A 17,187-nucleotide genomic window follows, 5' to 3' on the forward strand; every position below is an offset into this window, starting at 1 on the left:
CGGTGAGAATAGACCGGCGATACGGCACGGGTCGTTGGCTATCGCGGTAGCTTCGCTGCTATCCCAGCGAGTATGTGCTCGGCTGTGGTACACGCGCCACCACTGGAACTGCGGTCCACGCGGACCGTCAAGAGATCGGCTTGGCCCGCATCGAGGATCTGATATTGATACGTCCGGGTACAGTAGTTCTCGGAGTCCGGTGTACTTTGCCTATACCCCACCAGGCCGTTTCCCAAGTCGACAGGGCGAGCGTCCGCGCCGTCGACGCGCGCGCCACGGCCACTCGATACCTCCAGCGAACGGGTGTCATCTCCCCATCGGCACCTGTGTGGCAGCGCCGAAGGAGCAGTCCCAATCGTCCCCATGGCGTCGGTCAGTAGATCAGCGCTCACCAGGGTGCATGGGTCGACTGCGACCAGAAGGGCGTCAGAACGCACCAAACGTGGTGGGAGAGTGCGTAATTGGCGGGCTATCGACGTCAACATCTGCTGCGCCGCCGGACATGAGTCACCTTCGTCGATCTTTACGATGATTCCACCCTGCGGCATCAGCGCTGCCGGCTGAATCGCCATGGCACAGCTGAGGTCCGACGGTGCCGCCGTATCGAGCAGCGTCACACCGTCAGCTGTCCGATTCGTGCGATGGAATCGGCTGGTGTCATCGAAACGGACTGCGACGCTGTGGTTGTCGTTCTTCCCCGTACACCCCGAGATTTCTGCAGTCTTCGTCAGTGTCCCCATCGAAGCGGGTGCAGCAGCACTGAGAAGCGCACACGTGTCGACGGACCGCATGTCCGCCACCGTCATACGGGCCAGCGGTTCAGCAGCGCCGCCGGCGCGGCTGGATGGCCGGTAGAACACCAACACAGCGGCCAATATCACGACAAGGGCGACAATCACTGTGGCCCAGAGGAATCGGGGGCTCATCAAGCCTGTTCGGGCCGGTGCATCTCCGGGAACAGACAGGGCCGCCGGCACCGCGTCGGGTTGGTGACGAATTCGAGTGGCGTCAGGGTCGGCCATCATGTCGCGGAGGCTGCGTTCCTGGGTCGTGATCGCCTCATGAACCTGAGGCGGCCAGGGGGCAGAACGCGGCCGCGCCGAGGAGAGGTACGCGAGTATCTGTGCCGCCGTGGGGCGCGCCGCTGGGTCACGGCGCAAGCACGGTGTGATCAACTCCCGCAGATCCGGCGAAAGGAACGACAGATCGGGCTCGGTATGGACGATGTTGTACAGAATCAGCGGCATGGACGTACCGGCAAACGGGCTGCGCCCGGACTTGGCCATCACCAGCACAGCTCCGAGCGCGAAAATATCGCTCGCAGGTGTCAGCGGCCACGATTGGGCCTGCTCGGGCGACATATATGCGGGCGAGCCGATGACTGACCCGGTATGTGTCAGTTCGGAACGTCCCTCGACGGCTCGCGCGATCCCGAAGTCGATGACGCGAGGGCCGTCCGCCGCCAGAATGATGTTCGCAGGTTTGAGGTCACGATGGATCAAGCCTGTCTGGTGAATGGACTGCAGCGCAGATGCCAGACCGGCGGCCAGCGAACGCACCGAATCGTCGGGCAACGGCCCATGCGAGCGAATGGCCGCTTCCAAGGACAGCCCGGTCACGAAAACCGAAGCCAGCCACGGAGATTCTGCCTCCACATCTGCGTCGATGACCGCCGCGGTATAAGCGCCGGACACTCGGGCGGATGCCTGTACTTCACGATGGAATCGGGCGCGGAAGTCGCTTTCGCCGAGAAGGTGTGAGTGGACCTGTTTGATGGCGACGGCCCGCCCATCCGGCCCGACACCCAACAGCACCCGGCCCATTCCGCCGGACCCCAAAACACCCAGTACCCGGTAGCGACCGATGACCGACGGCTCACCGAGCGGCAATGATTCGATCTTCACGATCCCTGCACCCTCGGAGCGACGGCGAGCAGAACCGTGCTCGCGCGATCACACGCGGCTCGGTAGTCGCCGGTGGGCGATCCGGGGAAGATTCCGACGACCAACGTGTCGAATCGGTTGGGCGATTTCTGACGGATCGGCAAGTACAGCTGGCACCCGAGCCTCGGGTTACCACCCTGGTATGCGGTGTAATCACCGATCCGTAACGGCGGAAAGATGTCGGACGCGCCGGTCTCATCGGTTTCGACGCTGAGCCCCATCCCCGAATCTCCCGACCACAGACAGTTGTGCGGCGTGGAGAGCGATTTGCTGACCGGTTTTCCGATCGCAGCGATGACCTCGCTTTCCTGGACCACTGCACAAGGATCCGCACTGAGCACAGAATTCGTCCCCACCCTCCGCAAGGGTGGATTGACAGCCAGCCGCAATACGACCGACTTCAACACCGACGCTACAACCCCGCAGCTGTCAGGGAGCTTGTGCGCCGTCACCGTTATTCCCAGTTGCGACGCATCGGGCATTACCGCAGTGGTCGAGCAGTGGTCACTTCCGCTGCTGCCGCCACCGAAGACGCGCATTCCACCGATCGAATTGCCGTTGTCCTGCCCCGCCAGCACTAGCGATGACGCCGACCCGCCTACCGTGAGATCGATCGTCGAATAATCGGTGCCGGGCGTATCTATCGAGGTGGAGCATTGACTGGACTGTGTGACGGCCGGAGTCGGCCGCCCGATTCGTTTGCCGATATTCCCGATGACGCGCTCATCGAGCAAAGCGCATGTATCGATCAACCGCAGTTGCTCGGATGACAGAGATAAAGGTGGATCTGCCAGCTTCGTCGCGACACCGGAGAGCGGCGTACGCGGAATCAGAATTCCCACTCCGATACCCGAAGTTGCGGCGACGGCAATAGCCGCCAGAGCCGCAACGGACCGGCGCGGGACAGGCGACCGCCGAGCCCACTTCTCACCGTCAACTGGACGCGAGGCCCAGTATGTGACGTCCCGCGTCTTTCGCTGAATCTGCTGCTGAACAGCAGACGGCCACACCGGCTCCGCCCGCATGGCGGCCGCGAAATCCAGGAGTTGGTCGACGGTAGGTCGTTCGGTCGGATTCTTGTGCAGGCAAGCGCGAACGACGGGCAGCAGAATCGGATCGACCCGACTGAGATCGGCGATGGCATGCGCCACGTTGTACAGGGTTTGTGGCGTAGAAGAGCCGAGGAAAGGGCTCACACCGGTCGAGGCCATGACGAGGATGGACCCGAGCGAAAAGACGTCGCTCGCCGCGGTGACATCTCGCCCCTCCGCCTGCTCCGGCGACATGAAAGAAGGCGATCCGATGACCGAACCTGTACCCGTCAGCTGGAATTCTTCATCTATCGTCCGGGCGATGCCAAGGTCGATTACCCGAGGTCCGTCCTGTGCGAGCAGTACGTTGCTCGGCTTGAGGTCGCGATGCACCATACCGGCCCGATGTATTTCCGACAGTGCAGCCGCCAGGCCACCGAGCAACAGTCGCAAGCCGCCGATACTGAACGGGCCTGCCTCCGCGATCGCATCTTCCAGTGTGGGTCCGGTGACGAACACCGAGGACAGCCACGGCGTGGGACCGTCCGGATCCGCGTCGATGATCGCCGCGGTATAGGCACCCGGGACCCGCCGCGACACCTCCACTTCACGACCGAACCTCGCCCGGAATTCCTGATCATGCGCGAAATGACGATGAATCTGCTTGATCGCGACCAGTCGCCCGTCGGGGGAACGACCGAGCAACACTCGTCCCATCGCACCTTGGCCGATGACAGCGAGAATTTCGTTACGGTCGATCATCCGCGGATCGTGTGGCCCGAGCGGCTTCATCGGTACTCCCCCTTGCTCCCTCCCGGGGGATCGTACCGGCGACCGCACCCCCTACGAAGTTCGGCCGGGGCCCGGATACGGCCCCTCGATAACGAAAGGCACGGTGGCGGTGGAGTTCTCATCGTTAGACTGCGAGGTGGGACGAAACTGACGATTTGCTACGTGTGAGTAGAGCCATCTCGACGTAACAGTGTGACCTGCGCCCCGTAAAGTCATGTCACAAGAAGCACCGCATGAAGTACGCGGCACACCGTGCAGCGCGAGGAGCACCAGTGTCACTCGATCAGCCACTCGCCCCGCTTCCCCAGGAGGGCATGGGCTTCGCCTCGGCGTGGCCCATCCGGGCTGGCGATGTAGATCCCTACAGCCGGCTGCGGCTCGACGCCGTGGCTCGATATTTGCAAGACATCGCGTGGGAAGAGTTGCACAGCACGTTCTTCCACCGCACCGACCCGGCATGGATCGTGCGCCGCACCGTCATCGACGTGGTGCGTCCGATCGTCTGGCCGGATCGGGTGCAGTTGCGACGCTGGTGTTCGGCGATGTCGACCCGCTGGACGAATATGCGGGTGCGGATCACCAGCGACAGCGGCGGCCTGATCGAGACCGAGGGCTTCTGGATCAATATCAACGAGTCGACGAATATGCCGACCCGGATCAGCGACCAGGGACTGGCGCATCTGGCCCGCACCACCGACGAACATCGGCTGCGCTGGCGGCCGTGGCTGACCGATGCGGTGCCGCCGGAGTCGGATACCGATCTGACGTTCCCGGTGCGCGCGACCGATATCGACCAGTTCAACCACGTCAACAACGCCATGTACTGGCAGGCGGTCGAGCACTTCCTGGTGGACTATCCGAAGCTGGTGGCCGGGCCGCATCGCGCGGTGATCGAATATGTGGCGCCGGTGCTGGCCCGTCAGCACATCAGCGTGCGCAGCCGCTACGAGCCCGGTGACCGCAACGGCCAGCCGGTGCTGCGGCTGTGGTTCATGGTCGGTGGCACCATCACCACCACCGTGCGGATCGGCGCGTTACCGACCTGAGTGTGGATAGCGGAGAGTTCGCGAAGGAGCCCCGCCGAGGTCCGGACCCTTCCCGCGGGGAGGGTCCGGACGCACCGGTGTTCAGCCGCGCGCGGCTTTGAGCAGATCTTCGATGGTGGTGAACTTGACCCGCGGGCGGCCGCCGGACTTGCCGGCGCTCTTCTCGGCCGCGTCGATGGCCTTCCAGCCCTCCCGGCCGACGGCGTCGGGCTGGCGCTGCGCGAGCAGGGCCTCGAGCGCGGCCCGATCACCTTGCGGGGCAGCCAGTTTGCCGGAGGTGAAATCCTCGAGCAGCTGTTCCACGGTTTCGGTGGCATCCACGCGGTTGGAACCGATCACGCCGCGCGGACCGCGCTTGATCCAGCCCGAGACGTAGACGCCGGTGACGTGAGCGCCGTCGGCGACGGCGCGGCCGTGCTCGTTGGGCACGATCCCGGCGCGCTCGTCGAACGGCAGATCCGCGATGGGAACACCGCGATAGCCGATCGAGCGCAACACCATCGACGCCGGCAGCGTCTCGGTGCGATCCGACGCCCGCGCCACGAGGCGGCCGTCCTCGCTGACGAGTTCGTTGTGCACGAACTCGAGCTCGGCGACGTGACCCTCGCCGCGGATCTCGGTCGGTGAGGCCAGGTAGCGGAACACGATGCGCTTGTTGTCCGGGTTCGGGGCCTTGGCCGCGTACTCCTGCGCCAGTTCGTACTTCAGGCGCAGCGAGGGCTCGATATCGGGATCGTCGAGCAGCGCCTGGCTGGCGGGATCCAGCTCCAGCTCGGCGGGGTCGATGATCACATCGACGCCCTTCAGATGTCCCAGCGCCAGGAACTCCGCCGAGGTGTAGGCGGCCTGCAGCGGACCGCGCCGGCCCAGCACCACGACCTCACGGATATTGCTCGAGCGCAGCGCGTCCAGGGCGTGGTCGGCGATATCGGTCTTGGCCAGCTCGTCGGGCGACAGCGTCAGCACGCGTGCGACGTCGAGGGCGACGTTGCCGTTACCGACGATCACCACGCGCTCACCGGACAGGTCGAAGCTGCGCTCGGCGTAGTCGGGGTGGCCGTTGTACCAGGCCACGAATTCGGTCGCCGAATGGCTGCCGGGCAGATCCTCACCGGGCACGTCCAGGCGGCGGTCGGTGGAGGCGCCCACGGCGTAGATCACCGCGTGGTGATGGGCGGCCAGTTCCTCGTGCGAGATGTGTTTGCCCACCTCGACATTGAGCCGGTACTGCAGGGTGTCACGCCGGAACGCGCTCTCGAACATGGCAGACACCGACTTGGTCCCCGGATGATCCGGGGCCACACCGGCGCGCACCAGACCCCACGGGGTGGGCAGCCGGTCGAACATCTCGACCTCGACATCGGCGCGGCGCAGCAGCTCGTCGGCGGCGTAGCAGGCCGCCGGACCGGCGCCCACGATCGCCACCCGCAGCGTGCCCAGCTCCTTGGGCGGGCGTGCCGGGGTCACCAGTGGGTCGAAATTCGACTCCAGCGGGTGGCGCTGGAAGTAGGCGGCGTTGATATCGCGGAAACGAGCCAGCGACGCCGTCAGATCGTCCTCGGAGAAGATGGCCTCCACCGGGCAGGCATCCACACACGCACCACAGTCGATACAGGTGTCGGGGTCGATGTACAGCTGCTCGGTCGTCGCGAACTCGGGTTGCTCCGGAGTGGGACGAATGCAATCGACCGGGCACTCGGGAACGCAGCTGGCGTCGTTGCAACAACGCTGCGTGATCACGTAGGCCATATCTCGCAGATCCTCGAAACATCATGGGACGTCCCCACCCGGGTTTGGACAGGGCGTGCGTCGCACCGGTTGCCTTCGGCCCCCGCTGTGACACTACCTTCAGTGTGCCTCGAGAGTGAGTTACATCTCTCATCAGGTAGCGATTTAGATAACACCGTTTACTTTCTACGGCGCTACGGTATTGCTCATGGCGCGGACGCTGATCCTGATGCGACACGGTAAATCCGCATATCCGCCGGGTGTCGACGACCACGATCGCCCGCTGGCGCCCCGGGGGCGGCGCGAGGCCGCGCTGGCCGGCACCTGGCTGCGCGAGACCCAGCCGGCGATCGACGCGGTGTGCTGTTCGGACGCGGTCCGGACCCGCGAAACGCTCGCCGCGACCGGCATCGACGCGCCGGTCGTCTACGAGCATTCGATCTACGAGGCCACGCCGCACACGCTGATCGAATTGATCCAGTTGACCGGCGACGAGGTGGAGACGCTGCTGCTGATCGGCCACTCGCCGGGGATGCCGTGGACGGCGTGGGAGCTGGCGGCCAATCGCGCCTCGCTGCCGGCGGAGGAGCTCAGCCGCAAATTCCCGACCTCCGCACTGGCGGTGCTGGAATTCGACCGGCCGTGGTCACGCGCGGACCCGGGCACCGGCGAATTGGTCCGGTTCCACGTGCCGCGCTGACGCGCTGGTGTCGAAAAGGCTTGTCAGCGTAGGAATTTGCCGCGCACGACGACGACCGCGCCGAGCAGCACGAGCACCAGCAACGCGACGAACCAGTTCGTCAGCGCCCAGACGACGCCCAGTACGACGATCACCGGGACCGCCGCGACGAGGGCGATGAACGGGCTTTCCTTGACCGTCTCCAGCGCCGACCGCGCCCGGACCCGATCGATTTCCTTGGCCATGTACTCAGAGTAGGTGCTCGGCGCTGGTTGCGCCCGAATTGTCCGGCAACCCGGATTGTCGGTGGTCGATGAGATGCTCCTCACATGGATTGGAAAATCGAACTCGTCGCCATCCCGGTCACCGACGTCGACCGGGCGAAGGACTTCTACACGAGCATCGGATTCAACGCCGACCACGACGCCAGCCCGACCGAGGACATCCGGTTCGTGCAGCTGACTCCGCCGGGTTCGGGGTGTTCGATCTGCATCGGCAAGGGCATCACCGACGCCGCGCCGGGCAGCGTGGTCGGTATGCAGATGGTGGTGTCCAGCGCCGAGGATGCCTATCGACAACTGGTGGCCGCCGGCGTGGAGGCCACGCCGGTCAAGGACGAGGGCTGGGGCCTGTTCACCTATTTCGCCGATCCCGACGGCAACAAGTGGGCCGTGCAGGAATTGCCGCAGCGGGGTTGAGCCGCCGCCGAGTCGAGCCCGGGCGGTGCGTTCCGATGCGCTCGGGCTTGCATGGAGTGCACTCCAGGTGGGTACTGTCGAAGCGCAGATCCGGCGCAGCCGGTGCGGGTCGGCAAGCGGCTCAGGAAGGCGAGGGGCGATGACGGCAACCACGGCGAATCCGCTCGAGCACACCGAGGATTACGAGCGCCCGAAGTATTCGATCGGCGATGTCGCGGAGCGGTCCGGCCTCACCCGCGACACGCTGCGCTGGTACGAGCGAATCGGCCTGATGGACTACATCGGCCGCGATTCCAGCGGCAAGCGCCGGTTCAGCGATCGGGACCTGAGCTGGCTGCACCTGATCGGCTGTCTGCGCACCACCGGGATGTCGGTCGCCGATATGGTCCACTACGCCGAGCTGGTGCGCGCCGGCGACGAGACCACTCCGGAGCGGCTGGAGATGTTCCGCAAGACCCGAGAGGGCGTGCTCGCCCAGATCGAGGACCTGCACAGCACACTCGCCGTGCTGGACCGCAAGATCGGCCTCTACGAGGGCAGAGTGGCTGCCATGCAAGACATCTGAACCCGCGTGACGTCGCATACATCCCGCGCAAGGTGACGCAGCGCACGGTTAGGATGCCTCCGCTATGCAAATTCCCGCCGCCGATGCCCGCATCTGGATCGACAAACAGAGTCCCGAGCCCTTCCGCGCGCTCAACAGCGTCGCACTGGCCGTCCGCAACGCCGCCGCGGCCGCCGGTCTCGACCGCTCCCTGGTCGAGCTGGTCAACGTGCGCGTCTCGCAGATCAACGGATGCGCGTACTGCCTGGATCTGCACTCCCAGGCAGCGCTGAAGGCAGGCGTGACCCGACGGCAACTCGACGTGTTGCCGGCCTGGCGGCGTACCGAGTTGTTCACCCCGTCCGAATGCGCCGCCCTCGCACTCGCCGAGACGACCACCACGTTGCCCGATGAGGACACCCTGCAACGTGTGTACGCCCATGCGCGGCAACAGCTCTCGGACGAACAGGTTTCGGTGATCGTCTGGGTCGCGACGACCATCGGCGCGTTCAATCGCGTGTCGATCATGAGCAGGCATCCGGTGCGGGAACGGAAGGAGTAACCCGATGATCGATCAGGCCGCGACCGCAGCAGTCGTCCGCAACGACGCGCAGCACCGCTACGAGGTGTGGTACGGCGACAAACTCGCCGGATTCGCCGAATATCGCGACAACGGCGAGGACACCACCTTCATCCACACCGAGGTGGATTCGGAGTTCAGCGGGAAGGGCCTGGCCGGCACGCTGGCGCAGCACGCGATCGTGGACACGATCGACCGCGGCCGTGCGATCGTGCCCCGCTGCTCGTTCATCAAGAGCTGGCTCGACAAGCACCCGGACTACGATGCTCACGTAGTGGGCAAAGGCATTCAGCGGTAACCGCGCCCGGCATCAGCGGTGACCCCGGACCGGAGGTGGCCGATGAGCGATCTCGAGGCGAATCCCGCCGAGGCGCTGTGCGAATCGTCGCCGGCGCCCGGCCCGCGGGCGGATTTTTATCCGGCGCGGGAGGTGCCACTGGGCGGCGTGCGCGGCGTCACGGTGATGCGGGTGCTGCCCCAGCGCGATCTGCCGACGGTCGGGGCCTGGTGTTTCCTCGACCACTTCGGTTCGACCGAGACCTCGCATCGGCTGCCGCCGGATATCGATCCCCATCCGCATATCGGATTGCAGACGGTGACCTGGCCGTTCGACGGCCGGATCCGGCATCGCGACAGCGTCGGATCCGATGTGGAGATCGAACCCGGCCAGCTGAATCTGATGACCTCCGGACGCGGTATCGCGCATTCGGAGTACACCGTGCCCGGTGCGCCCGCCGGGCAGGGGCTGCAGTTCTGGATCGCCCTGCCGGACGCGCACCGCGATATCGACCCGCACTTCGAGCAGCATCGCGAGCTGCCCGTGCTGGCCCGCCCGGGACTGCGGGCGACCGTGCTGATCGGCTCGCTCGGGGATGTGCGCTCCCCGGCGATCACCTACTCCCCGATCGTCGGCGCGGACATCACCGTCGGCCCGGGCGCGGACGCACATCTGCCGCTGGCACCCGAATTCGAGCATGCGGTACTGGTGATGTCGGGTGAGGTGCGCATCGACGACGTACTCGCCGAACCCGGTCCGCTGCTGTATCTGGGCAGCGACCGCGCCGAACTGCGGCTGCGCAGCGCATCCGGTGCGCGGGTGGTGCTGATCGGCGGCCAGCCCTTCGGCGAGGATCTGGTGATGTGGTGGAATTTCGTCGGCCGCAGCCACGACGAGATCGACGCCGCCCGCACCGCATGGGAGAAGCACGACACCGAACGCTTCGGCGACGTCGCGGGACATACTCCGCAGCAACGCATTCCGGCGCCGCCGCTGCCCAACCTGCGGTTGCGACCGCGCACCCGCCGCACGTTCCCGCCCCGCTGATCAGCCCCGATCGAAAACCGTGCTGCCCGAATCGGTCTCGTCGGTCATGGTCTGGGTTCCGATGACGCGCAACAGTTCCAGCCGCTCCTTGGCGTCGGTACCGGGGCGCGGATAGTAGACCAGCAGATGCTGGGCGGCATTCGGCGTCACCAGCGTTTCGCAGACCAGGTCGAGCAGCCCTACCTGCGGATGCCGGATCCGCTTGGCATCGCTGATCCGGACCGCCACCTCGTGCGCCGACCACAGCCGTTCGAATTCGGGACTGACCGCCCGCAGCTTGGTCACCAGTTCCGTCACGTCGGGGTCGCCCGCCCGCCGCGCGGCGGTCGCCCGCAGATCGGCGACGTGCCGGCGGGTCAGCCGGTCCCAATCGGCGTCGGGGAACGTCTCCCGGCCGGCCGTATCGGTGAACCAGCGCCACAGCAGGTAGCGATCCATGCCGGTGAAGCGGGTGTGGTCACCCATCATGTTGATGTGCATGCGGTTCTGCGCGAGGATCTCGCCGAGATCCGACACCACGCACGCGGGCGTGTCCTCCAGCTTGTCCAGCAGGTAGAGCAGCCCGGGTCCGACGTGCCGGTCGCCGCCGCCACGATGGGGCGCCGCATGGCCGCACAGGTGGTAGAGATGATCGCGCTCGTCGTCGGTGAGCCGCAGCGCGCGGGCGAGTGCGCCGAGAACCTGCACCGAGGGCCGCGGGCCCCGTGACTGCTCGAGACGGGTGTAGTAGTCGGTGGACATCCCGGCGAGCAGGGCGACCTCGTCGCGACGCAGGCCGGGAGTCCGGCGGCGGGTACCGGGCAGCAGTCCCACATCGGCGGGCTGTAGCTGTTCGCGCCGGCGCCGCAGGAAATCGGCCAGTTCATCGCGATCCATCACTCCACTGTGCCCCGGCGCGGCGGCCGCAGCCAGGGATCGCCGATCCCCCGATAAACGATCTCTGCCGAAGGCGGCGGATCGAGGCGCAGGATTCGAGCATGACTATCGAGCAGACACAACTGGGCGCGACGGGCCCGAAGGTCGGACGCATCGGTCTCGGCGCGATGGGGATGTCGGGCGCCTACGGGAAATCCGACGAGACCGAATCCATCGCCACCATCCACGCCGCCCTCGACTCCGGCGCCACCCTCGTCGACACCGGCGATTTCTACGGCGCCGGACACAACGAAATGCTGATCCACCGGGCCCTCGCCCAGCGCCCGCGCGAGGACTACCAGCTGAGCGTGAAATTCGGCGCCCTGCGCGGTCCGGACGGCAGCTTCGGCGGCGTCGACACGCGCCCCGAGGCGATGCGCAACTTCCTGCACTATTCGCTGCAGCGGCTGGGAGTGGACTACGTCGACATCTACCGCCCCGCACGGCTGGATCCGGCGGTTCCGATCGAGGACACCGTGGGCGCGATCGCGGAGATGGTGCAGGCCGGCTATGTGCGCCACATCGGACTGTCCGAGGTCGGCGCGCAGACCCTGCGGCGTGCGGCGGCAGTGGCACCGATCGTCGATCTGCAGATCGAGTACGCCCTCATCACCCGGGGCATCGAGCGCGAAATCCTGCCCACGGCACGGGAACTCGGCATCGGGATCACCGCCTACGGTGTGCTCTCGCGCGGCTTGCTGAGCGACTCCCTGCGCGCGAACCAGACCTTCGCCCCCGATGATTTCCGCGCCCACAGCCCGCGATTCCAGGGCGAGAACCTCACCACCAATCTCCGGCTGGTCTCCGCGCTGGCGGAGATCGGCGACCGGCACGGCGTGAGCGTGGCACAGCTGGCGATCGCCTGGGTCCTGACCCGAGGCGCCGATATCCTCCCGCTGATCGGCGCGCGCCGGGTCGACCGCTGGACCGAAGCGGTTGCCGCACTGGATATTCGGCTCTCCGAGTCGGAGCTCGTCGCGATCGAGGCGGCGGCGCCCGCCGAGGCGGTCGCCGGTGACCGCTACGCCGCCCCGCAGATGGCCATGCTGGACAGCGAGCGCTGAATCTCCTTCACCGCCCGCGTATTCGCGGCGCGGCTACTTGCGGCGCGGCCGGATCACCGCGGTGAACGTGGCCGCGGCGACCGACTTGCCGGTGCTGTCGGTGATGTCGACCGGCATCGCCAGTTCCACCGGCTGCTGCGCGGCGATATCGGCGCGGGCCTGTTCCAGTTCCGCCGCGGTCAACTCCGAGGTGGCGCGGAACGGGCCCGCCTCGCCCTTGGCCCGGGCCAGATATTCGATCCGGCCGTCGCGCGCGACGATGAACGTCTCGCCCATCAGGTCGACGATGCCGGAAATGGAGGCGCCCATCGCGGCCGTCTCCGCGAGGCCGAACAGGATCGCGGCATGCACGTCGCCGTTGTGATTGAGGTGTTCCGGCTTCGGCGCCATGCTCACCACATTGCGGCCGGGCAGATATTCCACCCCTTCCACCCCCGCGAACTGGATGAATCCCAGCTTCTGAAATCCGGCCATCACCAGCTCGCCCATGGCAGCGTGGTCCATTGCGTCTCCCGTCGCACCCAAAATTGAAACGTGTTCCACTTTTTTACTCTGTACGAGGAAACCTGTCCACAGCACGCCGCCACACCGATCCGACAGGAGTGCCCGAAAAATCCGAAAAGAAGGTTGTTCAGATTCGGCTGATTTTGGTTAAGCTTCATTCCACTGCGCTGAGCACGGCAGGACAACCAACCGGGTCCGCGGACCCATGATGCACGAGGAAGCAGTTCATGAACGCCTTTATCGCCCTGATCGACTCCAACTCCGCCGGCACAGTGAACTCGAACAGCGTCTTCACCAACATCATGAACCTGTTCGTGACGGGGTCGGCGGGGTCCGCCACCCAGGGCGGCGGCATCTTCAACTGAGCCGCGCTCCGCAACCTCGGCCCGCCCCCGACCCCATGCACGGAGGCGGGCCGTCGGCATTCCGGCGGACGACCGGGATGTTCAGGCGCGCAGCTGACCGGGAGTGGTGTGGAAGCGGCGGCGGAACGCCTTGGTGAAACTACTGGCCGAACCGAATCCCAGATCCGCGCCGATATCGGCGACGCTGCGCTGCCGGTAGGCAGGATTCCGCAGGCGGTCGCGGGCGATCTGCAGCCGCTGCTCCCGGATGACCTCGCTCGGCGTGGTGCCGGCCTGACTGAAGGCGAGTTGCAGCTGGCGCAGCGACCAGCCGAGGGCCGCCGCGACGCGCGCGCCGGTGAGCTCCGGATCGCCCGCATGCGTGCGGATGTAGCGCCGGGCACTCACCTCCACCTGCGCCAGCTGGGCGGGCGCACTCGGCGGTTCCCCGAGAATCTGCATACACAGCAGATCCACCAATTGTTCTGCGACCGTGTCGAATTGGTGGTCGGTGAGCGCTGCGCGCTCGGTGTACAGGGTGCCGGCCACCGCCCCGGCGACGCCGCCGATCCCGGTGCTGAGATCGAGCGGCCGCGGCGGTGGCTCCCGGCGGTTCAGACGATGCCGGATGTCCTCGCGCGCGATCGTGACGATGAGCCCGTGCGAGCCCTCACACATCGACATCTCGAAGGGTTCGTCGGTGGAGACCAGGCACGCGCTGCCGGGCGGCAGGGAACCGGTGTCGTCGCCGTGGCGGAAGGCCAGGGTCCCGGTGATCGGTACGAGCAGACGATAATCGTGGTCGGGGTCGGTGCGAATGAGCCGCGCACTCCGGAAATAGGTGACGGCATCGGATTCCCAGCCGACGAGTTGATACGACTCGGTACGGCGCAGCGAGGTCCGGCCGTGAAAGTCCGCGGAAGTCGGGAACCGGTAGCCCAGCGCGCACTGGTACGAGCTGATCAGATGAGCCCAGTAATCGACCCGCTCGTGCGGCTCGATCGCACTCGTCGTCTCCGATTCGGCAGTGGTCATCGTGGATATCATCGCCGGTTTTCCGATTCTGCGCACGCGAACAATGGCCGTGCGTTTCAGGACACGTGGGCACGCCCCAGCGCTCGCTACCGTGCCGGAGAGCTGATATCCGGAAACGGGCTGTACAACGGCGGAATACGGTTCCGGATCAGCGCGGAATGGATGAGGATCAGGAGGTTTTCATGCGCAGGATCGTGGTCGGGGACGACGGCGCCGGACAGGGCACAGTACTTTCCGACGAGAAGGTCGAGCCGCTGACGCTGGCATTGTTGCCGGGGGCGCAACTGCATCGGATGTGGGAGGTCGACGAGCTGCCCACACTTCCCGTCGACCGGATGCCGTCCGATGCCGACACCAGCTACTTTCCCGGCCCCGGCGGAGTGCGCTTCGGATTCATCTCCGTCCCACCGGGTTTGAGTTACGAGCCCGACGCCGAGCTGTCCGAGGCCGAGATGGCGGCGGTGGCGGCCGAGGCGGAGCAGAAGCTGCCGGGCATGATGGCGGCCTTCGACCCGGCTCGTCCCGGCGTGCACGCCACCGAGAGCGTCGACTTCGTGGTGGTGCTCAGCGGAGAGGGCCGCCTGCGGATCGGCGACGGTGAGGATGTGGCACTGCGACCGGGCGATTGTGTTGTGCAGCACGGCGCCCCGCATGCCTGGTTCAACGACGGCACCGAGCCGTTCGTGTTCTGCTACACCCTCTGCGGCGTCGAGCGGACCACGCCGGCCGCACCGTGAGGCGAGCGCGACGATGAGAATTTCCGGAAGTCGTTGGCGCAGCTTCGAATACACGCCCGTCGACGCCGGTCCGTGCGCGGTGGAACTGCCCTCCGCCGCCGTGGGCGTACCGCGGCGATTCTTCGACTGCCTGCTGGTGCGCATCGTCGTCGAACCCGGGGACTGCCCCATCAGTGGTGACGCCGTGCGCGCGGTCCGGCAACTGTGCGCCGACAGCGACGCATCCTTCGTCGTCCTCGCCGGCAGTCCGTTCTGCGTGGCGGGCGGCAGTCGTTTCACCTTCGCCTCCGGTCAGGCCGACGTACTGACCCATCTCGCCGACACCCTGGACGTGCTGGCCGAGTTCGCCGATCGCCTGGAGGAACACGGCGAACGCGCCCACGCGATTCCGTTCGGCTGGAACGTCGCGTGCCGGATGGAGATGCCGGCGCGGCCGTGGACGTCGACGCTGACGCTGCGCGCACCGGCCCCGCCGCTGCGCTTCGACGGATTCGCACCCGCACCCCGCGGCCGTCCGCATTGCCCGCACGCCCTCGTGTCGGCGCATTCGCGCACCTTCCGGCGGTGAGGTCGAGCCACCGCTCGTGAAATTCACCGCTCTTGACCTTCAGGTCGGCTGAAGCTTCATGATGGGGCGGTGGCGGAATCCGGAATGGTGACGATCGGGGCGTTCGCGCGGGCCAGCGGGCTCACGGCGAGCGCACTGCGGTTCTACGCAGACTCCGGACTGCTACCGCCCGCGATCGTGGATCCGGTGTCGGGATATCGGTACTACGCCGACGACCAACTGGAACGGGCGGTGGCGATCCGCGGTTTGCGCGAGATCGGCATGCCGCTGGACACCATCGCGGCGGTGCTGGCGGCCGGGGACGAGAGCGCGGGACAGCTCATCGACGAGCACGTCGCCGGGCTGGAACAGCAGGTGCGCCGCGCTCGGGGAAGGGCAGCCGAGATCAAGGCGACGCTCGGCACCGGGCGCGGGTGGGCGGTCGCGACGGTCAGTGGTCCCGTCTTCGCGACGGCGGTCGAGCAGATACTCGCCGCGACCGTGCACGAGCCGGAGCATCCCGTCTTGAGCGGTGTCCACGTCGAGGTCTCGGCGGAGGCGCTGACGCTCACGGCCACCGATCGCTACCGGCTCGCCACCCGCACCCTCGTCCCCGAGCGGCCGAGTTCGACCGAGTGGGCCGCGACCGTCGACGGTGACGATCTGCGGCTGGCCGTGCCGCGGATCCGCCGCCACCACCAGGTCCGGCTGGATGCCGGACCGCATTCGGTCCGGTTCCGGGCCGGTGAGTCGCCGGCCGGTACGTGCCGCATCCTGCCGGGACCGTTTCCCGACCACCGCATGCTGCTGGGTTCCATCGACACCGCCCGCACGCGCGTCGTGACGCCGAGGGACGCACTCGTCCGGGCGGTGGAATCGCTACGCGCACGCCATATCCGGCTGTGCGTCCGCACCGGGGCGATCGCACTCGCCGGGGCCGGTTCCGATGCGGCCGAACAGGTTTCGGCCGCGGTCACCGGACCGGATGTCGAGCTCACCTTCGACATCACCACCCTCTACCCGGCGATCGGCGCGGCCATCGGCCCGGACGTGATGATCGACATCGCCGGTCCGAAGCAGCCCGTCGTCATCCGATCCGCGGACGACGGCGACCTCACCACCCTGGCGATGCCCGTCGCCCCCGCCCAGTTCGAGGAATCATGACCGACACCGTTGCCCACGACCCCACCATGGCGGCCATCGGCGCGGCCGTGGAACGCGGCCGGCAGGGCGAAACCGACTCCGCCCGAGGGCAACTCGCCGAACTGTGGGAGACGATCGGACCGGTGGGCGATCCGCTGCACCGCTGCACCCTCGCCCACTACCTGGCCGACCTCCACACCGATCCGGCCCGGGCACTCGTGTGGGACATACGGGCCCTCGACGCGGCCGACGCCCTCACCGAGGCGCGGGTGCAGAGCCATCACGCGAGTCTGCACGTCGCCGGGTTCTACCCCTCGCTGCATCTGAACCTCGCCGACAACTACCGGCTGCTGGGTTCGTTCGACGCCGCCGCGGAGCACATCGCCGCGGCGCGCGACCATGCCGGCGCGCTGGCCGAGGACGGCTACGGCCGGCTCATCCGCACGGCGATCGACGAGGTCGGCGCGGCGATCGATCGACGATCGACCCGGCGCCGCGATTCCGCGCCGTCGCCGTCGTGACCGAAAGCCGCG

Annotated in this window: 20 protein-coding genes; 13 read left to right on the forward strand and 7 right to left on the reverse strand. The window is 66.8% G+C overall.

Annotation, left to right across the window (positions count from 1 at the left end; translation table 11 throughout):
- Positions 1 to 38: 38 nt before the first annotated feature.
- Both NN2_RS13670 and NN2_RS13675 read right to left on the reverse strand, forming a co-directional pair.
- A complete protein-coding gene (locus NN2_RS13670; protein WP_063013646.1) occupies positions 39 to 1,904 on the reverse strand; it encodes a serine/threonine-protein kinase in 1,866 nt (621 codons plus the stop codon).
- Positions 1,901 to 3,736 carry a serine/threonine-protein kinase gene (locus NN2_RS13675; RefSeq protein ID WP_169812406.1) on the reverse strand — a complete coding sequence of 612 codons (1,836 nt, stop codon included), beginning with the start codon at positions 3,734 to 3,736 and terminating at the stop codon, positions 1,901 to 1,903. The genes NN2_RS13670 and NN2_RS13675 overlap by 4 nt, the downstream gene beginning before the upstream one ends.
- Before the next feature lie 302 nt (positions 3,737 to 4,038).
- Here NN2_RS13675 and NN2_RS13680 point away from each other — a divergent pair, with 302 nt between their 5' ends.
- Entirely contained in the window at positions 4,039 to 4,812 is a 774-nt protein-coding gene (locus tag NN2_RS13680; protein ID WP_181064150.1) for an acyl-[acyl-carrier-protein] thioesterase, read from the forward strand.
- 81 nt (positions 4,813 to 4,893) lie between these two features.
- On the opposite strand, the gene NN2_RS13685 is transcribed toward NN2_RS13680, so the two are convergent.
- Entirely contained in the window at positions 4,894 to 6,561 is a 1,668-nt protein-coding gene (locus NN2_RS13685) for an FAD-dependent oxidoreductase (RefSeq protein WP_063013650.1), read from the reverse strand.
- 187 nt (positions 6,562 to 6,748) lie between these two features.
- On the opposite strand from NN2_RS13685, the gene NN2_RS13690 reads away from it, so the two are divergent.
- Complete coding sequence (locus NN2_RS13690; RefSeq protein ID WP_063013652.1) at positions 6,749 to 7,240, forward strand: SixA phosphatase family protein; 492 nt, start codon at positions 6,749 to 6,751, stop codon at positions 7,238 to 7,240.
- Between the two features lie 23 nt (positions 7,241 to 7,263).
- Here the strand turns inward: NN2_RS13690 and NN2_RS13695 are convergent, their stop codons facing one another.
- On the reverse strand, positions 7,264 to 7,464 hold the full coding sequence (locus NN2_RS13695) for a hypothetical protein (RefSeq protein WP_030517105.1): 201 nt from the start codon (positions 7,462 to 7,464) through the stop codon (positions 7,264 to 7,266).
- Positions 7,465 to 7,548: 84 nt separating this feature from the next.
- On the opposite strand from NN2_RS13695, the gene NN2_RS13700 reads away from it, so the two are divergent.
- The 5 genes from NN2_RS13700 to NN2_RS13720 all read left to right on the forward strand — a co-directional run bounded on the left by NN2_RS13700 (position 7,549) and on the right by NN2_RS13720 (position 10,365).
- Positions 7,549 to 7,917, forward strand: coding sequence for a VOC family protein (locus NN2_RS13700; protein WP_063013654.1), 369 nt, complete (start codon positions 7,549 to 7,551; stop codon positions 7,915 to 7,917).
- A gap of 139 nt (positions 7,918 to 8,056) precedes the next feature.
- The gene (locus tag NN2_RS13705; protein WP_030517103.1) at positions 8,057 to 8,482 is read left to right on the forward strand and encodes a MerR family transcriptional regulator; all 426 of its coding nucleotides are present in this window, start codon (positions 8,057 to 8,059) and stop codon (positions 8,480 to 8,482) included.
- Between the two features lie 64 nt (positions 8,483 to 8,546).
- A complete protein-coding gene (locus NN2_RS13710; RefSeq protein ID WP_063013656.1) occupies positions 8,547 to 9,023 on the forward strand; it encodes a carboxymuconolactone decarboxylase family protein in 477 nt (158 codons plus the stop codon).
- A 4-nt stretch (positions 9,024 to 9,027) separates the two neighbouring features.
- Complete coding sequence (locus tag NN2_RS13715) at positions 9,028 to 9,339, forward strand: GNAT family N-acetyltransferase (protein WP_063013658.1); 312 nt, start codon at positions 9,028 to 9,030, stop codon at positions 9,337 to 9,339.
- A gap of 42 nt (positions 9,340 to 9,381) precedes the next feature.
- Positions 9,382 to 10,365: a pirin family protein gene (locus tag NN2_RS13720; protein ID WP_063013659.1), complete on the forward strand. Its 984-nt coding sequence runs from the start codon at positions 9,382 to 9,384 to the stop codon at positions 10,363 to 10,365.
- On the opposite strand, the gene NN2_RS13725 is transcribed toward NN2_RS13720, so the two are convergent.
- Complete coding sequence (locus tag NN2_RS13725) at positions 10,366 to 11,241, reverse strand: helix-turn-helix transcriptional regulator (RefSeq protein WP_063013660.1); 876 nt, start codon at positions 11,239 to 11,241, stop codon at positions 10,366 to 10,368.
- 101 nt (positions 11,242 to 11,342) lie between these two features.
- Between NN2_RS13725 and NN2_RS13730 the strand changes: the two genes are divergently transcribed.
- Positions 11,343 to 12,344 (forward strand): aldo/keto reductase, encoded by a 1,002-nt coding sequence (locus tag NN2_RS13730; protein ID WP_063013661.1) that lies wholly within the window; start codon positions 11,343 to 11,345, stop codon positions 12,342 to 12,344.
- A gap of 33 nt (positions 12,345 to 12,377) precedes the next feature.
- Here the strand turns inward: NN2_RS13730 and NN2_RS13735 are convergent, their stop codons facing one another.
- A complete protein-coding gene (locus tag NN2_RS13735) occupies positions 12,378 to 12,848 on the reverse strand; it encodes a PaaI family thioesterase (protein WP_063013662.1) in 471 nt (156 codons plus the stop codon).
- A 227-nt stretch (positions 12,849 to 13,075) separates the two neighbouring features.
- Here NN2_RS13735 and NN2_RS37150 point away from each other — a divergent pair, with 227 nt between their 5' ends.
- Positions 13,076 to 13,213, forward strand: coding sequence for a hypothetical protein (locus NN2_RS37150; protein WP_156055745.1), 138 nt, complete (start codon positions 13,076 to 13,078; stop codon positions 13,211 to 13,213).
- An 81-nt stretch (positions 13,214 to 13,294) separates the two neighbouring features.
- Here NN2_RS37150 and NN2_RS13745 read toward each other — a convergent pair whose 3' ends face one another.
- Positions 13,295 to 14,227, reverse strand: a complete 933-nt coding sequence (locus NN2_RS13745) for an AraC family transcriptional regulator (protein WP_063013664.1) — start codon at positions 14,225 to 14,227, stop codon at positions 13,295 to 13,297.
- Positions 14,228 to 14,409: 182 nt separating this feature from the next.
- Here NN2_RS13745 and NN2_RS13750 point away from each other — a divergent pair, with 182 nt between their 5' ends.
- The 4 genes from NN2_RS13750 (at position 14,410) to NN2_RS13765 (ending at position 17,175) form a co-directional block, all read left to right on the forward strand.
- The gene (locus tag NN2_RS13750) at positions 14,410 to 14,964 is read left to right on the forward strand and encodes a cupin domain-containing protein (protein ID WP_169812407.1); all 555 of its coding nucleotides are present in this window, start codon (positions 14,410 to 14,412) and stop codon (positions 14,962 to 14,964) included.
- 13 nt (positions 14,965 to 14,977) lie between these two features.
- Positions 14,978 to 15,532 (forward strand): hypothetical protein, encoded by a 555-nt coding sequence (locus NN2_RS13755; protein ID WP_146098790.1) that lies wholly within the window; start codon positions 14,978 to 14,980, stop codon positions 15,530 to 15,532.
- A gap of 69 nt (positions 15,533 to 15,601) precedes the next feature.
- Positions 15,602 to 16,675, forward strand: a complete 1,074-nt coding sequence (locus tag NN2_RS13760; RefSeq protein WP_104364588.1) for a DNA polymerase III subunit beta family protein — start codon at positions 15,602 to 15,604, stop codon at positions 16,673 to 16,675.
- Positions 16,672 to 17,175: a hypothetical protein gene (locus NN2_RS13765; RefSeq protein ID WP_063013669.1), complete on the forward strand. Its 504-nt coding sequence runs from the start codon at positions 16,672 to 16,674 to the stop codon at positions 17,173 to 17,175. Before NN2_RS13760 ends, NN2_RS13765 begins: the two co-directional genes overlap by 4 nt.
- Positions 17,176 to 17,187: the final 12 nt, after the last annotated feature.

This window comes from Nocardia nova NBRC 15556 (assembly GCF_001613005.1).
In the GTDB taxonomy this organism is placed as follows: domain Bacteria; phylum Actinomycetota; class Actinomycetes; order Mycobacteriales; family Mycobacteriaceae; genus Nocardia; species Nocardia nova.